Genomic DNA, 25,097 nt, shown 5'->3' on the forward strand with positions numbered 1-25,097 from the left:
ATGGGGTTTGCAGATGCAGGCGACTTAATAGTGGCTCCGCATTGCCTGCCTTGTAAGTGCCTATCCTGTCGATATCCCTATCGTTAATCAGGTTCTCTTCATGCCCGAACTGCCCGAAGTCGAAACTACCAAGCGCGGTATTGCTCCCTATCTGGAAGGCCAGGAAATTACCGAGGTGCGTGTTCGCCAGCCGCGCTTGCGTGTTCCGGTGCCTGACGATTTGGCTGAGCGTTTGGTCGGTGCGCGCATCGGCACCCTGACGCGGCGTGCCAAATACCTGCAAATCCCCGTGAAGCAGTCGCCAAACGATGCAACGTTGCTGTGGCACCTGGGAATGTCGGGCAGTTTGCGCATTGCCCAAGTGGGGGATATCCCCAAAAAGCATGATCATGTCGATGTGGTCACCGCAGACGGCTATGTGTTGCGCTATCATGACCCACGTCGCTTTGGTTTTGTGGATTGGCAGTTAGGCGATGGGACGGCAGACCGGCGCCTTGTCCACCTTGGGCCTGAGCCGTTTGATGAGGCCTTTAATGGCCAGTGGCTATATGCGCTTTCGCGTAACAAGCGCGTGGCGGTAAAACCCTTTTTAATGGATAACCGGGTCGTGGTGGGCGCGGGGAATATTTACGCCACTGAAGCGCTGTTCATGGCCGGTATTGACCCACGTCGTGCAGCCGGGCGTATTTCTCTTGCCCGCTATGAGCAGTTGGCGGCGGCTGTGAAAGAAGTATTGGCGGCGGCTATCACTCAAGGTGGTACCACGCTGCGCGATTTTGTGAGCGGCCAGGGTGAGCCTGGTTATTTTGCTCAGCGGTTAAATGTTTATGGGCGCCAGGGGCAACCCTGCTTACGCTGCGGTAGGGAGCTTCGGCGTATTACGCTTGGCCAGCGCGCCAGTGTGTTTTGCCCTGGCTGTCAGCATTGATAGCTGATTACCCTTTTGTTATCTGTTGTCTACGCTTTTGGAGACTGTTGTGACTCAACGCCTGCGCTTAAATAAAAACGCCGATCGCCGCTTAAAAGCAGGCCATCTGTGGATCTACTCCAACGAAGTGGATATTAAAGAAACGCCGCTTAAGAATTTCACTGCTGGCGAAACCGCGTTGGTCGAGGCCTCTAACGGTAAAGTCCTGGGCGTGGCGTATATCAATCCGCACTCGCTGATTGCGGGCCGCGTGATGTCCCGTGATCCGGACATGCGTCTGGACCGTTCGCTGTTTGTACACCGTTTCAATCAAGCGCTGTCACTGCGTCAGCGTTTATATGCCAAGCCTTTTTACCGCCTGATTCACGGTGAGGGTGACCTGCTGCCAGGTCTGGTGATTGACCGTTTTGGCGATGTATTGGTTGTTCAGCTAAATACCGCCGGCATGCAGGCGCTGGCCGATGAGATTGTCGATGCGCTTGAGAAAGTGGTTAAGCCTGACGTCATCGTGTTCCGTAACGATACCGGCGGGCGTCGTCAGGAAGGGCTGGAAGCTCACGTCGACGTAGTGAAAGGCACACTGCCCGACGAAGTATTGATCGAAGAGAACGGTACACGCTTTGCCGTGCCGGTGCTTAATGGTCAGAAAACCGGTTGGTTCTTTGATCACCGCGAGAACCGCGCCTGGCTGAACCGTCAGGTGGCTGGCAAGCGCGTGCTGGATGTCTTTAGCTATGTGGGTGGCTGGGGTGTCCAGGCGGCGGCCAATGGCGCCTCTGAGGTGCTGTGTATCGATGCTTCAGGCCCCGCGCTTGAGCAAGTGGCGCGAAATGCTGAGCTTAACGGTGTGCAAGAGCAGGTCGCCATTGGCGAAGGCGATGCCTTTGAAGCTTTGGCAGCACTGAAGGCCGACGGCGAACAGTTCGACGTGGTGGTTCTGGATCCGCCGGCGTTTATCAAGAAGCGTAAGGATATTCCTAATGGCGAGCGGGCCTATGCGCGCTTGAATCGCGAAGCGATGCGTTTGCTGGGCCGCGATGGCCTGTTGCTTTCAGCGTCGTGCTCCATGCACCTAGGGGAAGATCGCTTGGTAGATGTCGTGCGAGGCGCGGTACGTCATCAGGATCGCCATGGGCAGGTGATCTTCCAGGGCCATCAAGGGCCAGATCACCCCATTCACCCGGCCATTCCAGAAACCGCTTATCTTAAAGCGTTGGGCGTGCGCGTGTTTCGCGATTAATCCATTGAGTCATTAGGCGGGGTGGGCAAGCTGGATTAGCACGGTAGTGGCACAAGGAGCAGAGCAATGGAGTGGGCGTTACCCGATCCCTTTGTGATCGATATTCATGTTAGCGAAGCGGCGATAGATGATTATCAGCACGTGAATAACAGCGAATACCTGCGCTGGGTTGAGCAGGTTAGCTGGGCCCACTCCGAAGCCTTGGGGCTTTCCATCGAGCGCTACCGCGAACTGGACCGCGCCCTGGCCATACATCGCCATGAGCTGGACTATCTTGCTCCTGCCTTTGCGGGTGATGAGCTTCAATTGGCGACGTGGGTCGTCGCCTGTGATGGGCGCTTTAGCCTTACCCGACGTTTCGAGCTTCAGCGGGTGCGAGATGCCAAAATGCTCTTCCAGGCGCGCACCCGGTTTGCGTGTATTGCGCTTTCAAGCGGGCGCCCCAAGCGCCTGCCAGAGGAGTATCAGAGAATCTACGGCGGGGCCTTAATAACAGAGTGACGTTAAATTTTCGGTATAAAGCCCTCAAGCGCTGGATTTTTACTCCTGTAAAACGCCTTAACCGGCGTTTTTTTGTTTTGTGCTTAAGGAAGTGGTGGGTCGCTTGAGCTGTGCTGTAATGCTAAGGCCGTTGTTTAATCTTACGCACAAAAAGAGAGATCGCTATGCAGATTGCCGTCCCCAAAGAGATCAAAAACCATGAATATCGTGTCGCCCTAACGCCCACCGGCGTGCGTGAGTTTGCCCAGCGTGGCCACACCGTTAGTGTGCAGGCAGGCGCAGGAGAGGGCGCTGGTTTTAGCGATAGCGACTATGAGGCTGCGGGTGCGCAGATCGAAAGTGATGTCGACGCCTTGTGGAAGAATGCTGAGCTGATTCTTAAAGTAAAAGAGCCGCAGGTGGAAGAGGTTGCGCGTCTCACTTCCCAGCATACGCTGTTTACCTATCTGCACCTTGCAGCGGAAGAAGCCCTAACGCGGGGCTTGATGGAGAGCGGGGCTACCTGTATCGCTTATGAAACGATTACGGATGCCAATGGAGGGCTGCCGCTGCTTGCGCCAATGAGTACTGTGGCTGGGCGTATGGCCGTTCAAGCAGGGGCGCATGGCCTGGAAAAAGCCCAGGGGGGCGCTGGCGTTCTATTGCCCGGCGTGCCGGGGGTTGCACCGGCAACCGTCACCGTAATAGGCGGTGGCGTCGTAGGTGAAAATGCCGCGAGAATGGCGCTGGGGTTGGGCGCGGATGTCACTATTCTGGATAACTCACTGGCGCGGCTAGACGTTCTGGATAGCCGCTACCAGGGGCGTATCAAAACGGTTTATTCCACCGCCGATGCGTTGGATAACGTCGTGCGCGAGTCTGATATGATTATTGGCGCCGTGTTAATCCCGGGTGCGGCGGCGCCCAAGTTGATTACCCACGCTATGCTGAGCGATATGAAGCCAGGCAGTGTGCTGGTGGATGTAGCGATTGATCAGGGCGGCTGCTTTGAAACCAGTAAGCCCACCACTCACGCCAAGCCCACGTATATCGTGGAGGGCATTGTTCATTACTGTGTAGCCAATATGCCGGGCGGCGTGTCACGCACGTCAACCCTCGGCCTCACCAATGCCACGCTGCCCTTCGTGCTGGCGCTGGCCGATAAAGGCTGGCAGCAGGCGCTAAACGACGATCCCCACTTTCTGCCAGGGCTTAATGTGCATGCAGGGCAGGTGACCTACCAAGCCGTTGCCGATGCCTTTGGTTTGGCGTGTATCGCCCCAGCAAGCGCGGCATCACGATAAGTACGAATGACCGATCAGGTGCGCTAACCCGCAGGGCGCGACAGTGGGTTTTTAATGTTTGTCATCGTTAGTAATGAGGCGGCACCTCGTCTTCAGGGCGGCTTTCCCCCTGATGGTCGCCTGCCTGGAACGCTTGATGCTGTTCACGCAGTCGTTCACGCATTAATGCGCTAAGCTGTTCTAGCTTGGCAAGCCGCTTTTCCTGTTGGGCGACCGCTTGGTCAAGCGTGTCCAGCCAGTGTTCCTGGTAAGCCAGGCGGCTTTCAAGATTTTCGAAAAGTTGATTTAGCTCAGCAGGAGAAAAGTCTTGTGTCATGGTAACATGGCAACCTTGTGTAATATGTCCGGTACTGTTAGGAATGGGCCTGATGGTTCGGGTATTGTCTTTCGTTCGTTACCCATACAACAAGAGAGCTTTTATCATCTATGAATCCAAAAGTTGTGTTTCGCTGTTTCTTAATCAGTGTATTACTAGCCGCCCCCACGCCGCTTTTGCTGGCGGGGATTGTTCATTTAACCAACGCGCCTCTGGCCGATTTATGGCAGGCAGAGTTAGCCATTAGCGGTATCAGTGGTGTTTACATTGCCGTTGCCTTGGGCAGCTTCATCGTTTTATTTATAGGTACGTTAGCGTCGGCTGCTCTGGCTCCTCCGCTAGTCGTTAAACCGAAAGTAGAAAGCTCAGGCGACACGCGTGTTAAAGCTGCGCCGCGTCAGCCCCAGCCTGCCGACGAACGGGACGATGACGAGGAAGACGTCATCGACCCCAACGACGGTCGGGAAGAGGGTGAAGTAAAGTGGTTTAATACCAATAAAGGCTATGGCTTTATTACTCGTGATAATGGCGAAGATGTGTTTGTTCACTTTCGTGCTATTCGGGGTCGCGGCCCGCGTATGCTGGCAGAAGGCCAAATTGTACGTTACCACGTCATTAAGAATGACCGTGGTTTACAGGCCGATGATGTGAGTATTATTGAGTAGCATGTCCACAAGCGTAGTATCAATGTGAACATAATCGACCCCGCCCCGGCGGGGTCGATTGCATTTCAAGAACAGTCTTCAAAAATAGTCTTAAAAAAAACCGCCTTTATGCCGTCTTCTTTCAGGCAGCGTTAGCGGCCTGAGTCGGGCCACTCAATAGCGCCTTCTTTTCCACCGGGTAGCACCTGCCAGAAGCGGTCAGGATCATCGCCTGGATGCCAGCCGCCAAGCGAGCAGCGCACTTCCGTTTGCAGCGCCTCTGCGGCGTGTTGCGCGCACTCCTGGTCGGTCATCCAAGGCGTATGGCTACTGTCAAACCATAAGCTTGCAAAGCGGTCAGCTGCTTTTTCGACCAGTAGTATGGGCACCTCTTTCCCCTGGTGTTGACCATGGGTTTTCCACTTGCCTTTGCCGGCAGGGCTTAATGGCGGTGCAGCAAGCGCACTGGCAAGCCATGCGTTAAGCGCTTCCAGTGAAATGCTGGCGACATACACTTCAATGTCCGGGTAGCGCTCCATCATACGTTGACCTCATCAAGCGTGAGTAGGGCCTGAAGCGTTGCCTCATAGATTCGGCTCAAATCATCCAGGTCGCTAGCGCGTACGCGCTCATTCACTTTGTGGATAGTGTCGTTAAGCGGGCCAAGCTCCACCACTTGAGCACCCAATGTGGCAATAAAACGCCCATCAGAAGTACCGCCGCTGGTGGATAGCGCCGGGCGCTTGCCGGTCACGGCTTCAACACCGCGTACGGCTGCGTTAACAAGCTCGCCTTCTGCGGTTAGGAACGGCTCGCCGTTCAGTGTCCAGTCCAGCTGATACGCCAGGCCGTACTGGTCAAGAATCGCCTCGGTACGCGCCTTAAGCTGCTCATGCGTCACTTCTGTCGAGAAGCGGAAGTTGAATACTGCTTCTACTTCGCCGGGGATGACGTTAGTCGCCCCAGTGCCCGCTCGCAGGTTGGAAATCTGAAAGCTGGTGGCCGGGAAAAAATCATTGCCTGCGTCCCAGTGCTCATTGACGAGCGCATCCAGCGCGGGCATCGCCTGATGAATGGGATTGCGCGCCAGGTGAGGGTAGGCCACGTGCCCCTGAATCCCCTGAATACGTAAAACGCCGCCCAGCGAGCCGCGGCGGCCATTCTTGATCACGTCGCCAAGGTGTTCGGTAGAGGAGGGTTCACCGACGATACAGTAATCAAGCCGCTCATTGCGTTCGCGCAGCTGCTCGACCACGGCGCGAGTGCCATCCACCGCAGGGCCTTCCTCATCGGAGGTGATTAAAAACGCAATACGCCCATCGTGGTCGGGGTAGCGAGCCACGAAACGCTCCACAGCGGTTAGCATAGCGGCCAGGCTGCCCTTCATATCGGCGGCGCCACGGGCACAAAGCATGCCGTGATCGTCAATACAGGGAGCAAAAGGCGGGAATTCCCAGCCGTTTGGTGGCCCGCTGGGCACGACATCGGTATGACCCGCAAGGGCAATCACCGGGCCGTGGTGGCCCCGCACTGCCCAGAAGTTCTGTACATCGCCAAACGGCATACGCTCAATATGAAAACCGAGCGCCGTTAAGCGCTCGATCATTACGTCCTGGCAGCCTTCATCATCCGGCGTCACTGACGGGCGGCTGAGCAGCTCAAAGGCAAGCTGTAGCGTGGGCGACAGCGTGTCAGGCTCAGTTATGGGCATGCAGCGCCTCATTTAGCGCGATGGCGCTTTTATTGGTCAGGCACTCGACGCGGCCATTTTTAGAGTTGCGGCGTAGCAGCAGGTCGTTTTGGCCCGCCAGTTCACGCGCCGCCAGAGTTTTCACTTCGTTACCCTGGTCGTCCAGCAAGGCCACTTTGGTGCCTGCGGTGATATACAAACCGGACTCCACCGTGCAGCGGTCGCCCAACGGAATGCCGATACCGGCATTGGCGCCGATCAAGCAGCCTTCGCCGACCTTGATAACAATATTGCCACCGCCTGACAGCGTGCCCATGGTGGAGCAACCACCGCCCAGGTCAGACCCTTTGCCGACCATCACGCCGGCTGAAATACGGCCTTCAATCATGCCGGGGCCTTCGGTGCCTGCATTGAAGTTAACAAAACCTTCATGCATTACCGTGGTGCCTTCACCCAAATGAGCGCCCAGGCGTACCCGCGCCGTGTCGGCAATGCGTACACCGGCCGGCACAACGTAATCGGTCATTTTGGGGAATTTATCGACACAGTCGACGGACAGCGCACGGCCGGCGAGGCGGGCTTTCAGGCGACGCGCTGGTAGCTCTTCGATATCGATGGCGCCTTCGTTGGTCCAGGCAATATTGCGCAGCAGGCCAAACATGCCGGTCAGGTCAAGGCCATGCGGCTTGACCAAGCGATGCGATAGCAGGTGCAGCTTAAGATAGACCTCTGGCGCCGTTTGCGGGGCCTGATCCGTTTCCAGGAACATGGCCACTAATGGGCGCTGGCTGGTGGCCAGCGCCTCAGCAAGCTCAGCCTGTTCAGGATGCCCGGCTGCCTCAAGCGCCTTGGCTAAGCGGGTGCAGTCTTCTGGCAAAAAGCTAACGGCGACATTGCCCTGCGGCGCATCAAGCGCTTGTTTGGCCGCATTTATCAGGCTTTCCTGCGGGCTAAAGAGCGGTGCCGGGTAGTAAATTTCCAGCCAATCGCCTTGAGTGTTTTGCGTGCCAATTCCAAGCGCAAAGCTCAGCATAAAAGTTCATCCTGTTGTTGATAACATTGTTAACCGGGTCATTAGCTAACGTAAAAGCGGCGGTATAACAAAGTGTTGATTCAAAAATAAGCAAAATAGTGGAGTTGGATCAGCCACTGATTTTATCGTAATCGCCGTCGCGATAGCCTATTTTTAAGGCGTCACTGCCGGTATCCAGCAGTGGTCGTTTAAGCAGTGTTGGGTGTTGGAGCAACAGCTGGCGCGCAGAGTTGGCATCCAGGCTGTCTTTGTCTTCCTGGGGAAGGTCGCGCCATGTCTTGCTGCGCTTATTGACGACTTCCAACAGCGGTGCCCGCTCTAAAAGATGCTCAAGCAGGCTCGCCGAAAGACCATCTTTACGCAAATCATGGGTTTTAAAAGGCACGCCGTTCGCTTCCAGCGCTTTGCGCGCCTTACGACACGTATCACAGGTATCAATGACATAGAGTGTAAACATGGTATCTCCTTTCGAGCTGTTGGTGCCGTAAAAGGTGAATTAACCGCGCTCAATAAGCTGGCGGATACGCTGCGCTGCTTCCAGGGTGGGGGCAAGCTCCGCCACCAGGGCTAGGCGCAGCCGCCCCGTGCCTGGGTTAATGCCCTGAGCATCAGGGCGGCCCATCAAGCTGCCGGGCAGCACGCTCACGTGTTGCTCGGTGTAAAGCCGCTGGGTGAAGCCGATATCATCCCCCCCTGGTACCGCGGGCCACAGGTAAAAGCTTGCCTCTGGCGTTGGGAAGTCCATCACTGGGGCCAGTACCTCCACCACGGCGCTGAATTTTTCACGGTACGCATCACGATTGGCGCGTACGTGCGCTTCATCCTGCCAGGCTGCTATTGAGGCATGTTGAACCGGCAGCGACATGGCGCAGCCATGATAGGTACGGTAGCGCTTGAACGGCGTAAGAATGTCCGCATCGCCTGCCACAAAGCCTGAGCGCAAGCCCGGCAGATTGGAGCGCTTGGAGAGCGAGTGGAAGACGACGCAGCGCCGGTAATCGTTACGACCCAGCTCAGCGCAAGCTTGTAATAGCCCCGGCGGGGGCGCGTTTTCATCCAGGTAAAGCTCGGAATAGCACTCATCAGAAGCAATGATGAAATCGTGCTCGTCGGCCAGCGCAATCAGCTGTTTAAACTCATCCATTGACGTAACCGCGCCGGTCGGGTTGCCTGGTGAGCAGATAAATACGATTTGCACATCACGCCAGGTATCGGGGCTGACACTGGCAAAATCTGGCCGAAAGCCGTTCTCGGCCGTGCCGTTTAAATACACCGGTTGACCGCCAGCCAGCAGCGTCGCACCTTCATAAATCTGGTAAAACGGGTTGGGCACTATCACTCTGGCAGGCCGAGTACGGTCCAGTGCGGCCTGTACAAACGCAAAAATGGCTTCACGCGTGCCATTAACCGGCAGTACCTGGCGCTCGGCATCAAGACCCACAAGCTTAAAGCGCTTGGTCGCCCACTCAGCGAGTGCTTCACGCAAGCTTGGCAGGCCGTTGGTGGCCGGATAACGTGCCATATCAAGCTGATGCTTTACCAGCGCATCAAGCGCTGCTGGGTAGGGCGCGTGCTGCGGCTCGCCGATGGTTAAGGGAATATGCGCCAAATGGGCAGGCGGCGTAAGGTCAGCTTTGAGGCCGGCCAGTTTCTCAAACGGATAAGGGTGTAGGGCGGCGAGATCAGAATTCATGGCGTATCCGTTGAGAGCGTTCTATTGAGAGCATGCCCTGCAGGCGTATTAAACGGCAGGCTAAGCGCCGATTATAAGCAAGCCTCGGGGTTGGGCTCAAATTTAACCACGGGGCACGGCGTCTTTACGTGTTTACACGCCCAGCACCTCAATTAATCGCTCGCGCAGCTCTTGCTGGCGTATTGGGTCGGTTAAGGGTTCGCCTGCTTTCGTGGTGATAAAGAAAACGTCCTCAACACGCTCGCCCAGCGTGGCGATTTTAGCCGCGGAGAGGGCGATGCCCTGCTCCATAAAAATACGCCCTACGCGGGCCAGTAGCCCTGGTCGGTCAGGGGCCGTTAGCTCAAGGAGTGTGCGCTCGTTAGCCGGGTCTTGCTCAATCAGCACTTCGGTGGGTACCTTGAAGTGCTTTAACTGACGCGGCGTATGGCGGGTCACAATTTCTGGGTAGTCGTCTGGGTCATCCAGCTCTTCGATTAAGTGCTGACGCATCTCTTCAATACGCGCCGTGTCGCGAATCGGTTGACCGTGGCTATCCAGCACAATAAAGGTGTTTAGCGTCCAGTTATTGCGCGAGGTAGCAATGCGGGCATCATGAATGGAGAGCCCGAGCTGCTCCATGGCGGCGGCGGTGGCGGCAAACAGGTCATCCACCGAGCGTGTGTGGATAAACACTTTAGTGCCGCCCTCTGCCATATCAAGCGTCGGTGCGCTGATTAATACCAGCGGCAAGGGGGAGGCGTTATGCGCCAGGATGCCTTGGGTTTGCCAGGCAATCTCGCTGGGCGCGTACTGGAGGAAATAGTCTTCCCCAAGCGGTTCCCACAATGCATCAATCTGCGCGCGCCCAAGCCCCATGTTCTGGAGTAGCGAGCGTGCTTCAGAGCGTGTTTCCCGTACCCAGTCATCACGGTCCGGTGGGTTTTTTAGCCCGCGGCGTAAGGCGCGCTTGGTTTCAGCATATAGCTGGCGCAAAAGCGATGCCCGCCAGCCGTTCCAAAGCGTGGGGTTGGTGGCGTTAATATCGGCCACGGTGAGCACATACAGGTAATCCAGACGCATTTCGTTACGCACGATCAGTGCAAAGTCGCGGATCACGTCAGGGTCGCTAATGTCGCGCTTCTGAGCGGTCATCGACATGAGTAAATGGTGCTCGACCAGCCAGCTGGCAAGCTTTGTATCGTGGGCTGAAACATGGTGGTGCTGACAAAAATGCGTAACGTCTTTGGCGCCGATTTCCGAATGGTCGCCCCCGCGACCCTTGCCGATATCGTGAAACAGGCCCGCTATCCACAAAATGTCCAGCCTGGGAAGCTGGTGGATGAGCGCAGCCGCCACGGGAAAGTCGTCTTTGGCATCGGCTTTGCGAAAGCCGTGTAAAAACTTCAGCAGACGCAGCGTATGCGCATCCACGGTGTAGATGTGGAACAGGTCATGCTGCATCAATCCTACGGCTCGGCCAAATTCGGGCAGGTACTTGCCCAGTATGCCGTAGCGGTTCATGCGCCGTAGCTGGCGCGGTACGTTGCCGGGGGCGCGCAGTATTTCCATAAACAGCCGCTGATGGTGAGGATCATCGCGGTAGTGATCATCAATCTGATGGCGGTGGTCGCGAATCAAGCGAATGGTGTCCGCCCGTACGCCTTCGATTTCCGGGTGCCTGGCCATGAGCAGAAATAGCTCCAGCATGGCTTCAGGCTGCTCGCGAAACAGCGTGCGCGAGCGTGCTTGAATATAGCCGCCCTTGGTTTCAAAGCGCTCGTTGAGCTGGATGGTTTCCAGCGCCTCTTTGCCGCGCAAAATCACTTCGTCGAAGTGCTGAAGCAGCATGTCGTTAAGCCCGGCCAGCGCCGTTACGTGGCGATAGTAGCGCTTCATGAACTGCTCAACGGCTAACCGCTCGGGCGTATCTTTAAAGCCAAACAGCTCAGCAATCGTGCGTTGATGATCAAACAGCAGGCGGTCTTCGGCGCGGTCGGTCAACATATGCAGCGCATAACGCACCTGCCACAAAAACGCCTGGCCCTGGCTTAAGATACGCAATTCGGCATCGTTCATAAAACCGTTGGCGACAATGTCGGTGTACTGTTCTGTACCGAAGTGGCGCTTAGCGACCCAGCCAATCATCTGAATATCGCGTAGGCCGCCAGGTGAGCTCTTCAGGTTCGGCTCAAGGTGGTATTCGGAATTGTTGTAACGGTAGTGGCGAGCAATCTGCTCTTGCCATTTGGCTTCAAAAAAACGGTCGGCCGGCCAAATGTGCTCGGCGCTTAAGCGCTCGCGCATTTTTTCGCGCAGTGATGCAGGGCCTGCAATCAGGCGGGACTCAAGCAGGTTGGTGATGACGGTGACATCCGCCTTGGCTTCACGCTCGCAGTCGTTTAATGAGCGTACGCTGTGGCCGATTTCCAGGCCGATATCCCATAAAAAAGTGATAAAGGCAGTGAGTGGTTCGCGGTAAGCGGTGTCGTCGTCATCTTCAAGCAGCAGCAGAAGGTCGATATCCGAATGGGGGTGTAGCTCCCCTCGGCCATAGCCGCCAACAGCAATCAGTGCGACGCCGTCATCTGGCCAGGCGTGCTGCGCCCAGGCAATGGCGAGCAGTTGATCCAAGTACCAGGCCCGCCCCCGCACCAGGTCGCGTATATCGGCGCCCGCACGAAACCGGTCATCCAGCTTGGCCTGGAGCTCACGAAGCGCCGTTTTAAACGGCGCTATGGGTGAGCGCGAGCCGGATAGCTCTGTACGAAAAGCCTCAAGGTCGTAAAGCGACGTATCCGGCTCGAACCGGTGGTGGTGGAGGAGCATTAGTTATCTAAAAAACTAAAGTCTTCATCGCTACGCGCGGTCAGTACTTCAACCCCGGTCTCGGTGACCAGCAAGGTGTGCTCCCATTGCGCTGAAAGGCTCTTGTCCTTGGTAACGGCGGTCCAGCCATCGCGCAAGACTTTGGTTTTGTAGCCACCCACGTTGATCATGGGTTCGATGGTAAAGCACATGCCAGCCTCTAAGGCGATATCAGCGTCTGGTGCGTAACCATCGTAATGCAGGAATTGGGGATCTTCATGAAAGCCTGCCCCAATACCGTGGCCGCAGAAATCGCGAACGACCGAGTAGCCATGCCCTTCGGCGTGCTTTTGAATCACTCGCGCAAGCTCTGAAAGGCGTACGCCTGGCTTTACCAGCGCGATGCTTTTATACAAGCACTCCTGGGTAATCCGGCACAAGCGCTCGCCCTGTATGGTTTCGCCGATGATAAACATGGCACTGGAGTCACCGTGATAGCCATCAGGGGTTTTAACGGTAATGTCCAGGTTCAGGATGTCACCTTTCTTGAGCTTTTTATTAAAATCCGGAAAGCCATGACACACCACATGGTTGAGCGAGATGCACGTGGCGTGGGTATAACCGTGATAGTTGAGCGGAGCGGGAACCGAGCCCAGTTCGTTAACAATATAGTCGTGACAACGCTTATCAATATCGCCGGTGCTTACGCCTTCTTGTATGTAAGGAGCAATCATTTCCAGCACGCTGGCGGCTTGGCGCCCGGCTTCGCGCATTTTCTCGATTTCTGAAGGTGTCTTGATAGGAACGTTCATGAATTCTCGATATGGGTTCAGGCTGAGGTAGTAAGTAACAGCATTAAATGACAGCGTTAAAGCGACAGTATTAAGTGACAAATAAACATCGTAACACGGGCTGTGACTTCATCTTGGTAATGATCTATGGTATAAAGCCGCGCGCTTTCCTGCAATCGCTCGCTCGCTTCTTTGTGGTGAGTCGGCGATCATGGCAAGGCGAACAACCCGCAGCGGGTTCACTTTGAAGACGCTGCTTAATAGCAAGCCTTGAAAACACACATGCACCGACACATGGTCCCGGGTGCCGCTGATAACGTTTTATACGTGGTCAATGGTCGGATCCATGGGGTGCGTGGAGGCCTAACCCGAGTTTCAGGAGTTTTACCATGTCTCACGTTAATATGCGTGACCTGCTCAAAGCAGGTGCTCACTTCGGTCACCAGACTAAGTACTGGAATCCGAAGATGAACAAATTCATCTTCGGCGCACGCAACAAGATTCACATCATCAACCTTGAGCACACTCTTCCGGCGCTGAACGAAGCCGTTGATGTGGTTGAGAAGATGTCGGCATCCAACAACAAAATTTTGTTTGTTGGCACCAAGCGTAGCGCTAGCAAGATCATCAAAGAAGAAGCGAATCGCGTTAGTCAGCCGTTCGTCAACCATCGCTGGTTGGGCGGTATGCTGACTAACTTCAAGACTATTCGTCAGTCTATCAAGCGTCTGCGCGAACTTGAAACCATGCGCGAAGACGGCACGTTCGACAAGCTGACCAAGAAAGAAGTCCTGATGGCAACGCGTGAGCAAGATAAGCTTGAGCGTTCTATCGGTGGTATCAAGAACATGGGCGGCCTGCCGGACGCACTGTTCGTTATCGACGTTGACCACGAGCGCATCGCGATCAACGAAGCCAACAAGCTGGGTATCCCGGTTATTGGCGTGGTTGATACCAACTCTAACCCTGATGGCGTTGATTACGTTATCCCGGGTAACGATGACTCCATTCGCGCTATTCAGATCTACGTGAAAGCGATTGCTGACGCGTGTGGTCGTGCGAAAGAAGGTCGTCCGGACGAGTTCGTTGAAGTGACCGAAGAAGCGGCTTCAGCCGACACTGACGCTGCTGCTGAGTAAGATAGTAGCGGTTGCGGCGGGTAGTTAAGCCGCATCGTGTTGAAGAGGGGGCCTATGCCCCCTTTTTCCCGCTTTGGATGAACATCCGGGTGGGCCGATTACGCCGGACACCAAGCACCGGCAAGCGACCTTCAAAGTGATATATGATAGTCATTTATCGTGGCTATACTCTGTAGGGCGTTTAACTCTCATAGAACCATTTCCGAGGTGAATTCTCATGGCAGCTATCAGCGCCTCTCAGGTCAAGGAACTGCGCGAACGTACTGGTCTCGGCATGATGGAGTGTAAAAAAGCACTCACCGAAACCGACGGTGATATTGAAGTCGCGATCGAAAACCTGCGTAAAAATTCAGGCTTAAAAGCCGCGAAGAAAGCCGATCGTGTTGCTGCAGAGGGTGTTGTTGTTACCCGTGTAGCAGAAGACGGTAGCTACGGCGTAATGGTTGAAATCAACTCCGAGACTGACTTTGTTGCGCGTGATGACAACTTCATTGCGTTCGCTGACAAAATCGCCGCCGCTTTCTTTGCCGCGAAAAGCGAAGATGTTGCTGCCGTTATGGCGGGCGACCTTGAAGCTGCCCGCGAGCAGCTGGTTCAGAAAATCGGTGAGAACATCGGCGTACGTCGCGCGGTAGTTGTCAACGCCGTTGACGGCGGCTTGGTCGGTGCCTACGTTCACGGTGGCCGCATTGGCGTTTTGACCGTACTTAATGGCGGTACTGCAGAAGCAGCGAAAGACGTTGCTATGCACGTGGCAGCTATTAACCCAGCCGTTGCTCACCCGGCCGATATGCCGCAAGAGCAGCTGGATCAAGAGAAAGCCATCATCCTGGGTCAGCCGGATATGGCAGGCAAGCCTGAGCAGATTGCTGAGAAAATGGTTCAAGGCCGCCTGAAGAAATACCTGGCAGAGAACAGCCTGACCGAGCAGCCGTTTGTTAAAGATCCGAACCAATCCGTTGCTGAGTTTGTTAAATCAGCCGGTGGCGAAGTGGTTAGCTTCACGCGCTTTGAAGTGGGTGAAGGTATTGAGAAAGAAGAAGTCGACTTCGCTAAAGAAGTTATGGAACAGGCTGGCCGTCGTTAAGGTCAGACGTTCTAGTCAGAAGATGGCGTGCGCGTAAGCGCACGCCTTCGTGTATCCGGCCCCTGCTAAATAGGGGGTTGCTTCGCCCACCTGTGTCCAAGTCTGCTTCAGGAGAGATGCCATGTCACGAGATGTTCAAGAGCCTACCCCGCTTGTTGTGCCCCATAAGCTTGAAAAGTCGAAGTCAAAATACAAGCGTATTTTGCTGAAACTTTCAGGCGAGGCGCTAATGGGAGAGCACGATTTTGGTATTGACCCTAAAGTGTTAGACCGTATGGCGCTGGAAATCGGCCAGCTGGTGGGTATTGGTGTGCAGGTCGGGATCGTGATTGGAGGCGGCAACCTGTTTCGAGGTGCAGCGCTCAGCGAAGCCGGAATGGATCGGGTCACAGGCGACCACATGGGAATGCTGGCAACGGTCATGAACGCGTTGGCCATGCGCGATGCACTGGAGCGTTCAAATATTCGTTCGCGGGTAATGTCGGCGATTCCCATGAGTGGTGTGGTAGAGCATTATGACCGCCGCACTGCCATCCGTTATTTAACGTCAGGAGACGTGGTACTGTTTTCGGCAGGAACCGGTAATCCATTTTTCACAACCGACTCGGCTGCTTGTTTACGCGGTATTGAAGTGGATGTGGATGTGGTCATTAAAGCGACCAAAGTGGACGGGGTGTATAACAAGGACCCCCTAAAATATGCTGATGCCGTAAAATATGATCAGCTCTCCTACGATGACGCTCTGGATCAAAAGCTAGGCGTTATGGATTTGACCGCCATCTGCCTGGTACGTGACCATGATATGCCGGTGCGGGTATTTGATATGAATAAGCCTGGTGCCCTGCTGAATTTGGTAGTAGGGGGCAAGGAAGGCACGCTGATAGATAGAGGGTAATAACGTGATCAACGATATTAAGAAAGACGCAGAGTCTCGTATGAAAAAAAGTGTTGATGCGCTGCATGGCAACTTCAACAAAATCCGTACCGGGCGTGCTCATCCGAGTATTCTGGATGCCGTTACCGTTGATTATTACGGCAGCCAAGTGCCGCTTAACCAGGTAGCCTCGGTGAACGTTGAAGATGCGCGTACGCTAGCGGTATCTCCCTGGGAGCAGGGTATGGCGCCTAAGGTTGAAAAGGCCATCATGACCGCTGATCTGGGTCTGAACCCGTCAAGTGCAGGCAACGTTATCCGTGTGCCGATGCCGATGTTGACCGAAGAGACGCGTAAGGGCTATATCAAGCAGGCACGTAGCGAAGCTGAAAATGCTCGCGTGGCTGTGCGTAACGTGCGTCGCGATGCCAACGGTGATTTCAAATCCTTGCTAAAGGACAAAGAGATTACCGAAGACGATCAGCGTCAGGGGGAAGATGAAATCCAAAAATTGACCGACAAATATATTGCCGAAATCGATAAAGCGCTTGCCGCGAAAGAGCAGGACTTGATGCAGGTATAAGCACCTGCCTTTTATTTAGCTGCGGGTAGCCAGGCTGCCCGCTAGGCCTATGGCTTTACTATGACTGAGCTTTTGTGCGAGACCTCATGACGTCACCGCAGTTTCCTCAAGAACCGCCGGACGACGCAAGCACGCCACCCAAGTGCCTGGGTGAAGCACTGCCGTCGCATGTCGCGATCATAATGGATGGCAATAATCGCTGGGCAAAGGCCCGCGGCCTCTCTGGCGTACGTGGTCATCGTGCAGGCGTCGAAGCCGTCAGAGCGGTCATTCAGCGCGCAGCCGAGCGTCAGGTAAATACGCTGAGCCTGTTTGCCTTTTCAAGCGAGAACTGGAAGCGTCCAGCGGCTGAAGTGAATGCGTTGATGGAGCTCTTTTTGATGGCGCTCAAGCGCGAAGTAAAAAAGCTTAATGAGCGCAATATTCGGCTAACGATTATTGGTGAGCGGCGTGGCTTCTCTCACGCCATTCAGAGGTATATACAGCGTGCAGAAGCGCTGACCGCGGATAATACCGGCATGCACCTGGTGATCGCTGCCAATTACGGCGGGCAGTGGGACATCGCACGTGCAGCGCGACATTTGGCTGAGCAGGTATCCGCCGGTGAGTTACAGCCTGGCGATATCGATGAAGCCTGCTTTGACAGGGCAATGGAAGCAGACCATGTGCCTCCTGTTGACCTGTGTATCCGAACAAGTGGCGAACAGCGATTGTCGAATTTTATGCTGTGGCAGTTAGCGTATGCTGAACTGCATTTCTCGCCCTTACTCTGGCCCGATTTCGGTGCCGATGCGCTGGACAGCGCGCTGTACGACTTTTGTCAGCGGCGTCGACGTTTTGGCATGACCGACGAACAAATAGAGGCGCAAGGTGCTTAGACAGCGGATTATAACCGTAGCCTGGCTGGCGCCCTTGGTGCTGGCGGGTCTGTTTGGATTGCAAGGTGGCGCGTTTGCGCTTTTTACCGCTTTGATGGTGTTGCTTGGGGCCTGGGAGTGGACGAACCTGGCAGGCGTTATCCGGCAGCGTCAGCGTGTTCAGCTGGTCGCCGGGCTTGCGGTGCTGATGCTATTGATGTGGCTCACCGATGCCGTATTTGCAGTATGGCCTTTATGGTGCGCCGCCCTTGGCTGGCTGGCTAATCTTTACTGGGTGACCCATTACCCGGAAAAAGGGCAGCAGTGGCAGTCAACGCCACGCCGCTTGGCGATGGGGCTATGGGTGCTGCTGCCCTGCTGGGTCGGCTTTAATATTCTGCGCGATAGCGGCGGCGTATGGCTGTTATTTGTATTACTGCTGGTGTGGGCGGCGGATATCGGCGCCTATTTTGCCGGGCGTCGTTTTGGTAAGCGCAAGCTTGCCCCAAGGGTCAGCCCCGGTAAGTCCTGGGAAGGCGTTATTGGCGGGCTGGTTGCCACCACGCTACTGGCGCTTGGCTTCGCCTTTTGGCAGTCGTTAACCTCGGGTGTAGCTGTTGGCTTGGTGGTAGTCACCATTATTGTCACGCTTATTTCAGTGCTGGGTGATCTGCTGGAAAGCATGCTCAAACGCTACCGAGACATCAAGGACTCAAGCCAGCTGCTGCCGGGCCATGGCGGTGTGCTGGACCGGATTGATAGCTTGACGGCGGCGATTCCGCTCTTTGCGCTGCTCTATTTGCCCGTTCTTCAAGGGCAGGTGCCTGTCTTATGAGTCAATCGTCCTGCCAGTGGATTACCGTGTTGGGCTCAACCGGCTCTATCGGGGTGAGCACCCTGGATGTCATCGCCCGTCATCCCGAGCGTTATCGGGTGTATGCGTTGACGGCACATACCTCCCGGGAAGTGCTTCTGGAACAGTGCTTGGCCCATCATCCCCGTATCGCGGTACTCGATCATAGTGACGATGCGCAATGGCTTCGCCAAGCGCTTGATGACGCTGACCAACCGACCGTCGTGCTGGCGGGTCGTGAAGCACTCTGCCAGGTTGCCCGTGAGGCGTGCGTCGATGCCGTTATGGCCGCCATCGTTGGGGCAGCGGGGCTGCTGCCTGCGCTGGCCGCTGCAGCAGCGGGCAAGCGCGTACTACTTGCTAATAAAGAAGCGCTGGTGATGAGCGGTGCGCTGTTCATGCAGGCGGTTGAGCGCTCTGGCGCCACGCTGTTGCCTATCGATTCTGAGCATAATGCCATCTATCAGTGTCTGCCGGTAAAACATCGCGGCGGGCTTGAGCGTCATGGCGTTCGGCAGTTGCTGCTAACAGCGTCTGGCGGGCCTTTTCGCACCTGGAGTGCGGACAAGGTTGCCAATGCGACGCCCGACCAGGCCTGCGCCCATCCTAACTGGTCGATGGGGCGCAAGATTTCGGTTGATAGCGCCACCATGATGAACAAAGGCCTTGAATTAATTGAAGCGTGCTGGCTGTTTGATGCAACGCCCGAGCAAATTCAGGTGGTAGTGCATCCGCAGAGTGTGATTCACTCCATGGCAGCTTACATTGATGGCTCTGTCATCGCCCAGCTGGGCAACCCGGATATGCGTATACCCATTGCCTATGGACTGGCATGGCCCGAGCGTATTGAGGCCGGTGTAGAAGCCCTGGATCTTTTTCAGATTGCGCAGCTGGATTTTGAAGCACCGGATGAAGCGCGCTTTCCCTGCCTACGCTTGGCCCGTGAAGCCATGCAGAAGGGCGGTGCCGCGCCGGCGATTCTCAATGCAGCCAATGAAGTCGCCGTTGAGGCCTTCCTGGCGGAAAGGCTCAGCTTTGGTGAAATAGCCAACGTGGTTGAAGAAGTTGTATCGCAGCCCTATGCAGGCAGCGCCGATACGATTGAAAATATCTTGGCCGCAGACCACTGGGCGCGTCAGCAGGCAGCACAAAGGGTCATGTTACAAGCAGGCTAGGCAGTGCCGTACCGAATATACAGTGTCGTACCGAATATTGAGAAGCAAGTAGGTCACTTAAGCATCGGCTGATGTGCAAGGTGCCAGGGAGTTTATTGTGGGCCTGTTACAAAACATTTTAGCGATCATCGTCGTGCTGGGTTTGTTAATCACCTTTCACGAGTTTGGCCACTTTTGGGTGGCGCGCCGCTGTGGCGTCAAGGTGTTACGTTTTTCGGTGGGCTTTGGCAAACCGCTCTGGTCCACCGTGGACCGCCAGGGGACGGAGTACGCGATAGCGGCCATTCCGCTGGGCGGCTATGTCAAAATGCTGGACGAGCGTGAAGCGCCGGTACCGGAAGATCAGCTTGACCAGGCCTTCAATCGCAAAACGGTATGGCAGCGTATCGCCATTGTTGCCGCTGGACCTTTGGCAAACTTCCTGTTGGCTATTGTTGCCTACTGGGCGCTCTTTGTATCCGGGACGACCGTGGTCGCTCCCATGGTGGGAGATGTGCTGCCTGATTCACCGGCAGCTGAAGCAGGCCTTGCCCACGGCGACGAAATTATCGCTATTCAAAATGACGCCGTACGCTCCTGGGAGGAGGTCAACCTAAAGCTTATCTCGATGATTGGTTTTAGTGGCTCGCTAACCATCAATGTGTTGCCTGAGGGCAGTAGCAGTGAACGAGCTTACGCGCTGGAGGTCGATAACTACTTGGCCCGCCAGGACCCGCCCCAGCCACTGCAATCCTTGGGTATGACGCCTTGGCAGCCAGAATTCCCTGCAGTATTAGGCCAGGTGGTCGATGGCGAAGCTGCCGCCAATGCGGGGTTGCAAGCAGGCGATCATATTATTGCGATTGACGGCACGCCGGTGGAAGATTGGATGCAGTTTGTCACGATGATCCGCCGTAGTGCGGGTGAAACGCTTAGCGTAGCCTATGAGCGAAATGGCGAGCAGGGCACACTAACACTAACGCCGGGCAGCAATCTGCTGGAGAGTGGCGGTGAGGTTGGGTACATTGGTGCAGGCGTTGAGTCGGTAACGTGGCCTGAGTCGCTACAGCGCGAAATTCGTTATGGGCCTATCGAAGCGGTTGGACAAGCGCTATCGCGTACCGGTGATATGATTTTATTAACCGTTGATGCGATTCGTAAAATGTTGGTAGGTTTGATTTCACCTTCCAATCTTTCCGGTCCTATTACGATTGCGCAAATTTCGGGTGATTCGGCCCGTGCCGGAATGGAAGCCTTTGTAGGCTTTTTAGCCTATTTGTCCATCAGCCTTGGCGTGCTTAATTTATTGCCTATTCCGGTGCTCGATGGTGGACACCTGCTTTACTATTTTTTGGAAATCGTACGTGGGCGGCCGGTCTCTGAACAAACCCAAGCCATTGGATTACGCATTGGGCTTGCCATGGTTGGCGGTCTGATGGTGATGGCTCTGTATTTTGATCTGATGCGCCTTTGGTAATGACGCGTGTAGCGCGCAGGATGCCTTGTCATCTGCCTGCACAAATGTATATGGTGCTTATCTAACGTGATAGGCAGACCAACGCGAGCGAACTGACAGCATGAAAATCAAGACCCTTGGAATGGCAGCACTCTTGCTGGTAGGCGCTAGCGGCGCCCAGGCACAATCCTTTGATGTTTCGGACATTCGAGTGGAAGGACTACAGCGGGTATCCGCTGCATCGGTCTTTAATGCGTTTCCTGTCAGTACGAATGATCGGGTTAGCGAGCAGCAGCTAGCGTCAGCCGCACGCGATTTGTTTGCCACTGGTTTATTTGAAGATGTTTCGCTAGCTCGCGAAGGCGATGTATTGGTTATTCAGGTAGTTGAACGACCGACCATCGCGCGCTTGAACCTCACTGGCAATAAGCAGATTTCAGAAGAGGACCTGCGTAACGGCTTACGTCAGTCAGGGTTGTCGGAAGGACAAGTGTTGCAACTCTCGACCCTTGAAGAGATTCAGCGTGAGCTTGAAGGTGTTTACCAGGCCCAGGGACGCTACAGTGCTCGCATTACGACCGAGGTTGAACAGGTTGATGAAGGGCGTGTACAGGTCAATATCAATATTAATGAAGGCGAAGTCGCCAAGATCCGTCAAATCAATATTGTCGGTAATCAGGATTTTGACGATGAAACGCTGCGCGATGTTTTTGAGCTGAACGACAAGCCGGGGCGCTTCTTTGGCTGGTTTTCAAGTGATGAGTACTCGCGTGAAGCGTTATCGGGCGATATCGAGCGCCTTCGCACCTTCTATCTTGATCGTGGCTATGTAAATTTTGATGTTACCTCCACGCAAGTCTCTATTGGGCCTGAAAAGTCCGAAATATTTGTTACGCTTAATGTTGATGAGGGTAACCAATATCGAGTAGGTGATGTCCGCTTTGTAGGTGATATGCAAATCAGCGAAAGCGAAGCACGCCAACTCATGGAGATCCATAGCGGAGACATTTTCTCTCGTGGTCAAGTGAACGCATCGACCGAAGCGCTACGCCAGCGTTTGGGCGCTGAAGGTTTTGCTTTCGCCGATATTCAGGGTATTCCTGAAATGGCGGATAACGGTGAAACGGTTGACTTGGTCATCGCGGTTGAACCTGGCCAGCGCACTTATGTTCGACGTATTGAGTTTTATGGTAATACCACCACCCAGGACGAAGTGCTGCGTCGGGAAATGATTCAAATGGAAGGCGCCCCCGCATCGACCGACTCAATTGCTCAGTCGCGCCAGCGCCTTGAACGGCTTGGCTTCTTTAGCCAGGTAGAAGTGGATACCCAGCCGGTACCAGGTCAGCCTGATCAGTTGGACGTCACCTACAGTGTGGAAGAGCAGCCCTCAGGCTCGGTGTCTGCCAGCGTGGGCTTTTCGCAAAGCGCCGGGGTAATCTACGGGGTTGGACTGGCACAAAACAACTTCCTGGGTACGGGTAACCGGGTCAATGTTGGCGCGCAGCGCAGCGACACCTTCACCAGCGTCAACTTTGCCTTCACGGATCCTTACTGGACACTTGACGGTATTTCTCGCGGCTACAACATATTTTACCGTGAAACGGACTACGCCGACTCGGATATCTCTACCTACTCGACCGATGCGTACGGCGCGGGTATCAACTTCGGCTATCCGGTAAGTGAGCTGTCTCGCCTCAACTTCGGGGCGAGCATTGAAGAGCTTAAAATTAAAACTTACAACGATACGGCGTCAGAAATTCATCGCTATGTGGATGACGAAGGGGAGCGCGCTCAAAGCCTTAAACTCACGGCGAGCTGGACGCGTAACAACCTTAACCGAGGCGTGATGCCGACAGCCGGTAATTATCAGCGCCTGTCGCTTGAAACTGGCGTGCCAGGTGGCGATGCAGAGTACTATAAGCTGCGCGCTCGGGCTCAGCAGCTATATCCGCTCAATAACGATGAGAGTTGGGCGCTTAAGTTTAGCGGTAACCTTGGCTATGCCAATACGTTTGATTCAAACGATCCTTTTCCCTTCTATGAGAATTTTTACGCAGGTGGTTTAGGATCGGTACGTGGTTTTACATCCAATACATTGGGGCAACCTACCACGCCGGGTGTTGAAGGGGGGCGTGATCGCACAATGGGCGGTAATGTGTTGGTGGAAGGTAGTGCCGAAGTTATCTTCCCCATGCCTTTTGTAGAAAACCAGCGTTCTGTGCAGCCTTCGCTGTTCCTGGATGCCGGTAATACGTTCTTGAGCTCCTGCTACAAGGTATTAGAAGCTGATGTGGGTCGTCAGCAGTGTAGTTCTGGCGTCGACCTGGGCGATTTGCGCTATAGTGTGGGCGTTGGCCTTTCCTGGTTAACACCGGTTGGTCCGCTGACCTTTAGCATCGCGGAGCCGCTTAAAGACAAAAGCGGTGATGACACACAGTTCTTCCAGTTCTCGCTGGGACAAACATTCTAACTTTGCTAAAGGGGCGCGCCCTTGGTAGCGCCCCCGCTTGATGATAAGGAAGTGACTCGATGCGTAAACTGACAGCGGCCGTGTGCTTATTTGGTGCGATTGTTTTACCGGTTCATGCAGCAGAAGCTGCAGAGGTTGCCGTGCTGGATTGGCGAGCTGCGCTGATGAATACCCAGTCGGCTCAAACCTCGCTAAATCAGTTGGAAAACCAGATTGGCAGTCAGCAGAGTGAAGCCCAAAGCTTGGGAAATGAGTTACAGCAGTTGCAAGAACGCTTGCAGCGCGAAGGCGAAACGATGTCTCAGTCGCAGCGTGAAACACTGATCGCTGAGCTGCAGCAGAAAGGTTCGCGTTTTGAGCAGTTACGTCGTGATGTTATGGAGGCTCAGCAGCGTTCAGAGCAGCAGTTTCTGGAAGGTGCGGAACTCAAGCTTGAGCAAGCGGTGGAGCAAGTGCTGAACCGTCACAATATTGATGTATTGGTTGAGCCTCAAGGAGTGCTTCATTCCTCGGTTGATTTGCCTAATGTGACTGATGAAGTTACGCAAATATTTGATTCGATGTAATTAATTTTTTAATGACTGTTGGTGTAGCTGTGCTGCACTATTGCTTTATTGGGCTCCCATGACGCACGCATCTCACCATCTTACACTTGCGGACATTGCTTGCCATTTAGGGGTCACCTTTGAAGGTGATGCCGCGCTACCCATTCGTGGTTTAGCAACACTTAAAGAGGCCGCATCTGATCAAGTGGCCTTTTTAACAAATCGCGCTTACCTCAAGGATTTGGCCACCACTCAGGCGGCGGCCGTGCTGCTTCACCCTGAGCATGGCAAGAGTTGCCCGGTGCCAAAGCTTGAGATGGAAAACCCCTACCTGGGGTATGCCAAACTCTCTCAGCTATTTGACCCATTGCCTGCACGTGATAAGGCCGGTATCCATCCCACCGCGGTCGTTGCCGACAGCGTAACGCTGGGTGAAGGCGTCTCGATCCAGGCTCACGCCGTAGTAGAAGCGGGCGTAACACTGGGTGACCACGTTGTGGTGGGCGCTGGGAGTGTCGTTGGGGCTGATAGCGTTATCGGCGAAAATACTCGGCTGCATGCCAATGTGACCGTGTGTCATGGCGTGATTATTGGCAAGCGGGTCATTTTACAAAGTGGCTGTGTGATTGGTGGAGACGGTTTTGGGTTTGCCCACGACGGTGAAGGTTGGCACAAAATTGCCCAGTTAGGTGGCGTTGTGCTGGGTGATAATGTCGAAGTTGGCAGTTGTTCAAGCATTGACCGTGGTGCGCTAGGCGATACCCTGATTGGCGATGACGTTAAAATCGATAGTCAGGTACAAATCGCTCATAACGTCACTATTGGTGCCCATAGCGCTTTGGCGGGCTGTGTCGGTATTGCAGGGTCCACCAAAGTAGGCAAGCACTGCATGTTGGGTGGGGGGGTTGGATTATCAGGCCACCTAACGATTTGTGATGGCGTTCAGGTCACCGGAATGAGCCTTGTGACCAATTCGATTCATACTCCCGGCGTCTACTCGTCAGGTACGGGGGCAATGAGTAATTCGCAGTGGCGTAAAAATGCGGTGCGGTTTAAGCAGTTGGATGATATAGCCAAGCGGTTGTCTCGGCTGGAAAAAACGACGCGTGACGCCTAAAAGCCATATTGTTTACTAAGTAAGTAGCTTGAGACGAGAGGGCGGCAGGGTAT

General features: G+C 54.8%; 24 protein-coding genes. 16 read left to right on the forward strand and 8 right to left on the reverse strand.

From position 1 onward, the window contains the following. Window positions 1-100: 100 nt before the first annotated feature. The 4 genes from mutM (at window position 101) to ald (ending at window position 3,952) form a co-directional block, all read left to right on the forward strand. Window positions 101-928, forward strand: a complete 828-nt coding sequence (mutM, locus tag INT20_RS03465; RefSeq protein WP_172118507.1) for a bifunctional DNA-formamidopyrimidine glycosylase/DNA-(apurinic or apyrimidinic site) lyase — start codon at window positions 101-103, stop codon at window positions 926-928. A 49-nt stretch (window positions 929-977) separates the two neighbouring features. Beyond that, window positions 978-2,168 (forward strand): class I SAM-dependent rRNA methyltransferase, encoded by a 1,191-nt coding sequence (locus tag INT20_RS03470; RefSeq protein ID WP_172118506.1) that lies wholly within the window; start codon window positions 978-980, stop codon window positions 2,166-2,168. Window positions 2,169-2,234: 66 nt separating this feature from the next. After that, window positions 2,235-2,669, forward strand: a complete 435-nt coding sequence (locus tag INT20_RS03475; RefSeq protein ID WP_193055197.1) for an acyl-CoA thioesterase — start codon at window positions 2,235-2,237, stop codon at window positions 2,667-2,669. A gap of 164 nt (window positions 2,670-2,833) precedes the next feature. Next, complete coding sequence (gene ald / locus INT20_RS03480; RefSeq protein WP_193055198.1) at window positions 2,834-3,952, forward strand: alanine dehydrogenase; 1,119 nt, start codon at window positions 2,834-2,836, stop codon at window positions 3,950-3,952. Window positions 3,953-4,019: 67 nt separating this feature from the next. Here the strand turns inward: ald and INT20_RS03485 are convergent, their stop codons facing one another. Then, the gene (locus tag INT20_RS03485) at window positions 4,020-4,268 is read right to left on the reverse strand and encodes a SlyX family protein (RefSeq protein WP_193055199.1); all 249 of its coding nucleotides are present in this window, start codon (window positions 4,266-4,268) and stop codon (window positions 4,020-4,022) included. 110 nt (window positions 4,269-4,378) lie between these two features. Here INT20_RS03485 and INT20_RS18035 point away from each other — a divergent pair, with 110 nt between their 5' ends. Further along, window positions 4,379-4,933 (forward strand): cold-shock protein, encoded by a 555-nt coding sequence (locus tag INT20_RS18035; protein WP_226912032.1) that lies wholly within the window; start codon window positions 4,379-4,381, stop codon window positions 4,931-4,933. Between the two features lie 131 nt (window positions 4,934-5,064). On the opposite strand, the gene INT20_RS03495 is transcribed toward INT20_RS18035, so the two are convergent. From INT20_RS03495 to map, 7 genes are all read right to left on the reverse strand, one after another. Beyond that, window positions 5,065-5,454, reverse strand: a complete 390-nt coding sequence (locus tag INT20_RS03495) for a hypothetical protein (RefSeq protein ID WP_087110018.1) — start codon at window positions 5,452-5,454, stop codon at window positions 5,065-5,067. After that, on the reverse strand, window positions 5,451-6,623 hold the full coding sequence (dapE, locus tag INT20_RS03500; protein ID WP_193055200.1) for a succinyl-diaminopimelate desuccinylase: 1,173 nt from the start codon (window positions 6,621-6,623) through the stop codon (window positions 5,451-5,453). The genes INT20_RS03495 and dapE overlap by 4 nt, the downstream gene beginning before the upstream one ends. Beyond that, complete coding sequence (dapD, locus tag INT20_RS03505; protein WP_172118502.1) at window positions 6,610-7,635, reverse strand: 2,3,4,5-tetrahydropyridine-2,6-dicarboxylate N-succinyltransferase; 1,026 nt, start codon at window positions 7,633-7,635, stop codon at window positions 6,610-6,612. Before dapD ends, dapE begins: the two co-directional genes overlap by 14 nt. Window positions 7,636-7,744: 109 nt before the next feature. After that, the gene (locus INT20_RS03510; protein WP_193055201.1) at window positions 7,745-8,092 is read right to left on the reverse strand and encodes a Spx/MgsR family RNA polymerase-binding regulatory protein; all 348 of its coding nucleotides are present in this window, start codon (window positions 8,090-8,092) and stop codon (window positions 7,745-7,747) included. 39 nt (window positions 8,093-8,131) lie between these two features. Beyond that, on the reverse strand, window positions 8,132-9,328 hold the full coding sequence (gene dapC / locus INT20_RS03515) for a succinyldiaminopimelate transaminase (RefSeq protein WP_193055202.1): 1,197 nt from the start codon (window positions 9,326-9,328) through the stop codon (window positions 8,132-8,134). 132 nt (window positions 9,329-9,460) lie between these two features. Then, the gene (locus tag INT20_RS03520) at window positions 9,461-12,136 is read right to left on the reverse strand and encodes a [protein-PII] uridylyltransferase (protein WP_193055203.1); all 2,676 of its coding nucleotides are present in this window, start codon (window positions 12,134-12,136) and stop codon (window positions 9,461-9,463) included. Next, entirely contained in the window at window positions 12,136-12,927 is a 792-nt protein-coding gene (gene map / locus INT20_RS03525; RefSeq protein WP_172118499.1) for a type I methionyl aminopeptidase, read from the reverse strand. The genes INT20_RS03520 and map overlap by 1 nt, the downstream gene beginning before the upstream one ends. 368 nt (window positions 12,928-13,295) lie before the next feature. Here map and rpsB point away from each other — a divergent pair, with 368 nt between their 5' ends. The 11 genes from rpsB (at window position 13,296) to lpxD (ending at window position 25,044) form a co-directional block, all read left to right on the forward strand. Next, window positions 13,296-14,045, forward strand: coding sequence for a 30S ribosomal protein S2 (gene rpsB / locus INT20_RS03530; RefSeq protein ID WP_193055204.1), 750 nt, complete (start codon window positions 13,296-13,298; stop codon window positions 14,043-14,045). A 217-nt stretch (window positions 14,046-14,262) separates the two neighbouring features. Then, window positions 14,263-15,132, forward strand: a complete 870-nt coding sequence (tsf, locus tag INT20_RS03535; RefSeq protein ID WP_193055205.1) for a translation elongation factor Ts — start codon at window positions 14,263-14,265, stop codon at window positions 15,130-15,132. Between the two features lie 121 nt (window positions 15,133-15,253). Further along, window positions 15,254-16,027, forward strand: a complete 774-nt coding sequence (pyrH, locus tag INT20_RS03540) for a UMP kinase (RefSeq protein WP_193056435.1) — start codon at window positions 15,254-15,256, stop codon at window positions 16,025-16,027. 4 nt (window positions 16,028-16,031) lie between these two features. Further along, window positions 16,032-16,589 (forward strand): ribosome recycling factor, encoded by a 558-nt coding sequence (gene frr, locus INT20_RS03545; RefSeq protein ID WP_193056436.1) that lies wholly within the window; start codon window positions 16,032-16,034, stop codon window positions 16,587-16,589. 86 nt (window positions 16,590-16,675) lie between these two features. Beyond that, window positions 16,676-17,467 (forward strand): polyprenyl diphosphate synthase, encoded by a 792-nt coding sequence (uppS, locus tag INT20_RS03550; protein ID WP_193056437.1) that lies wholly within the window; start codon window positions 16,676-16,678, stop codon window positions 17,465-17,467. After that, window positions 17,460-18,281 carry a phosphatidate cytidylyltransferase gene (locus INT20_RS03555; RefSeq protein ID WP_193056438.1) on the forward strand — a complete coding sequence of 274 codons (822 nt, stop codon included), beginning with the start codon at window positions 17,460-17,462 and terminating at the stop codon, window positions 18,279-18,281. The genes uppS and INT20_RS03555 overlap by 8 nt, the downstream gene beginning before the upstream one ends. Beyond that, entirely contained in the window at window positions 18,278-19,474 is a 1,197-nt protein-coding gene (gene ispC / locus INT20_RS03560; RefSeq protein WP_193056439.1) for a 1-deoxy-D-xylulose-5-phosphate reductoisomerase, read from the forward strand. Before INT20_RS03555 ends, ispC begins: the two co-directional genes overlap by 4 nt. A gap of 97 nt (window positions 19,475-19,571) precedes the next feature. Further along, window positions 19,572-20,930: an RIP metalloprotease RseP gene (rseP, locus tag INT20_RS03565; protein WP_193056440.1), complete on the forward strand. Its 1,359-nt coding sequence runs from the start codon at window positions 19,572-19,574 to the stop codon at window positions 20,928-20,930. Window positions 20,931-21,030: 100 nt separating this feature from the next. Beyond that, window positions 21,031-23,382, forward strand: coding sequence for an outer membrane protein assembly factor BamA (bamA, locus tag INT20_RS03570; RefSeq protein WP_407647871.1), 2,352 nt, complete (start codon window positions 21,031-21,033; stop codon window positions 23,380-23,382). Window positions 23,383-23,441: 59 nt separating this feature from the next. Continuing rightward, window positions 23,442-23,948, forward strand: coding sequence for an OmpH family outer membrane protein (locus tag INT20_RS03575; protein WP_087109986.1), 507 nt, complete (start codon window positions 23,442-23,444; stop codon window positions 23,946-23,948). 58 nt (window positions 23,949-24,006) lie between these two features. Next, window positions 24,007-25,044: a UDP-3-O-(3-hydroxymyristoyl)glucosamine N-acyltransferase gene (gene lpxD / locus INT20_RS03580; RefSeq protein ID WP_193056441.1), complete on the forward strand. Its 1,038-nt coding sequence runs from the start codon at window positions 24,007-24,009 to the stop codon at window positions 25,042-25,044. Window positions 25,045-25,097 lie beyond the last annotated feature (53 nt).

This window comes from Halomonas citrativorans, assembly GCF_014898005.1.
In the GTDB taxonomy this organism is placed as follows: domain Bacteria; phylum Pseudomonadota; class Gammaproteobacteria; order Pseudomonadales; family Halomonadaceae; genus Vreelandella; species Vreelandella citrativorans.

Excerpts from the sequence above, each read along its gene's own strand:
- mutM (WP_172118507.1), top strand. The coding sequence starts at position 101 with ATGCCCGAACTGCCCGAAGTCGAAACTACCAAGCGCGGTATTGCTCCC.
- INT20_RS03475 (WP_193055197.1), top strand. The coding sequence starts at position 2,235 with ATGGAGTGGGCGTTACCCGATCCCTTTGTGATCGATATTCATGTTAGC.
- ald (WP_193055198.1), top strand. The coding sequence starts at position 2,834 with ATGCAGATTGCCGTCCCCAAAGAGATCAAAAACCATGAATATCGTGTC.
- INT20_RS03485 (WP_193055199.1), bottom strand. The coding sequence starts at position 4,268 with ATGACACAAGACTTTTCTCCTGCTGAGCTAAATCAACTTTTCGAAAAT.
- INT20_RS18035 (WP_226912032.1), top strand. The coding sequence starts at position 4,379 with ATGAATCCAAAAGTTGTGTTTCGCTGTTTCTTAATCAGTGTATTACTA.
- INT20_RS03495 (WP_087110018.1), bottom strand. The coding sequence starts at position 5,454 with ATGATGGAGCGCTACCCGGACATTGAAGTGTATGTCGCCAGCATTTCA.
- dapE (WP_193055200.1), bottom strand. The coding sequence starts at position 6,623 with ATGCCCATAACTGAGCCTGACACGCTGTCGCCCACGCTACAGCTTGCC.
- dapD (WP_172118502.1), bottom strand. The coding sequence starts at position 7,635 with ATGCTGAGCTTTGCGCTTGGAATTGGCACGCAAAACACTCAAGGCGAT.
- INT20_RS03510 (WP_193055201.1), bottom strand. The coding sequence starts at position 8,092 with ATGTTTACACTCTATGTCATTGATACCTGTGATACGTGTCGTAAGGCG.
- dapC (WP_193055202.1), bottom strand. The coding sequence starts at position 9,328 with ATGAATTCTGATCTCGCCGCCCTACACCCTTATCCGTTTGAGAAACTG.
- INT20_RS03520 (WP_193055203.1), bottom strand. The coding sequence starts at position 12,136 with ATGCTCCTCCACCACCACCGGTTCGAGCCGGATACGTCGCTTTACGAC.
- map (WP_172118499.1), bottom strand. The coding sequence starts at position 12,927 with ATGAACGTTCCTATCAAGACACCTTCAGAAATCGAGAAAATGCGCGAA.
- rpsB (WP_193055204.1), top strand. The coding sequence starts at position 13,296 with ATGTCTCACGTTAATATGCGTGACCTGCTCAAAGCAGGTGCTCACTTC.
- tsf (WP_193055205.1), top strand. The coding sequence starts at position 14,263 with ATGGCAGCTATCAGCGCCTCTCAGGTCAAGGAACTGCGCGAACGTACT.
- pyrH (WP_193056435.1), top strand. The coding sequence starts at position 15,254 with ATGTCACGAGATGTTCAAGAGCCTACCCCGCTTGTTGTGCCCCATAAG.
- uppS (WP_193056437.1), top strand. The coding sequence starts at position 16,676 with ATGACGTCACCGCAGTTTCCTCAAGAACCGCCGGACGACGCAAGCACG.
- ispC (WP_193056439.1), top strand. The coding sequence starts at position 18,278 with ATGAGTCAATCGTCCTGCCAGTGGATTACCGTGTTGGGCTCAACCGGC.
- bamA (WP_407647871.1), top strand. The coding sequence starts at position 21,031 with ATGAAAATCAAGACCCTTGGAATGGCAGCACTCTTGCTGGTAGGCGCT.
- INT20_RS03575 (WP_087109986.1), top strand. The coding sequence starts at position 23,442 with ATGCGTAAACTGACAGCGGCCGTGTGCTTATTTGGTGCGATTGTTTTA.
- lpxD (WP_193056441.1), top strand. The coding sequence starts at position 24,007 with ATGACGCACGCATCTCACCATCTTACACTTGCGGACATTGCTTGCCAT.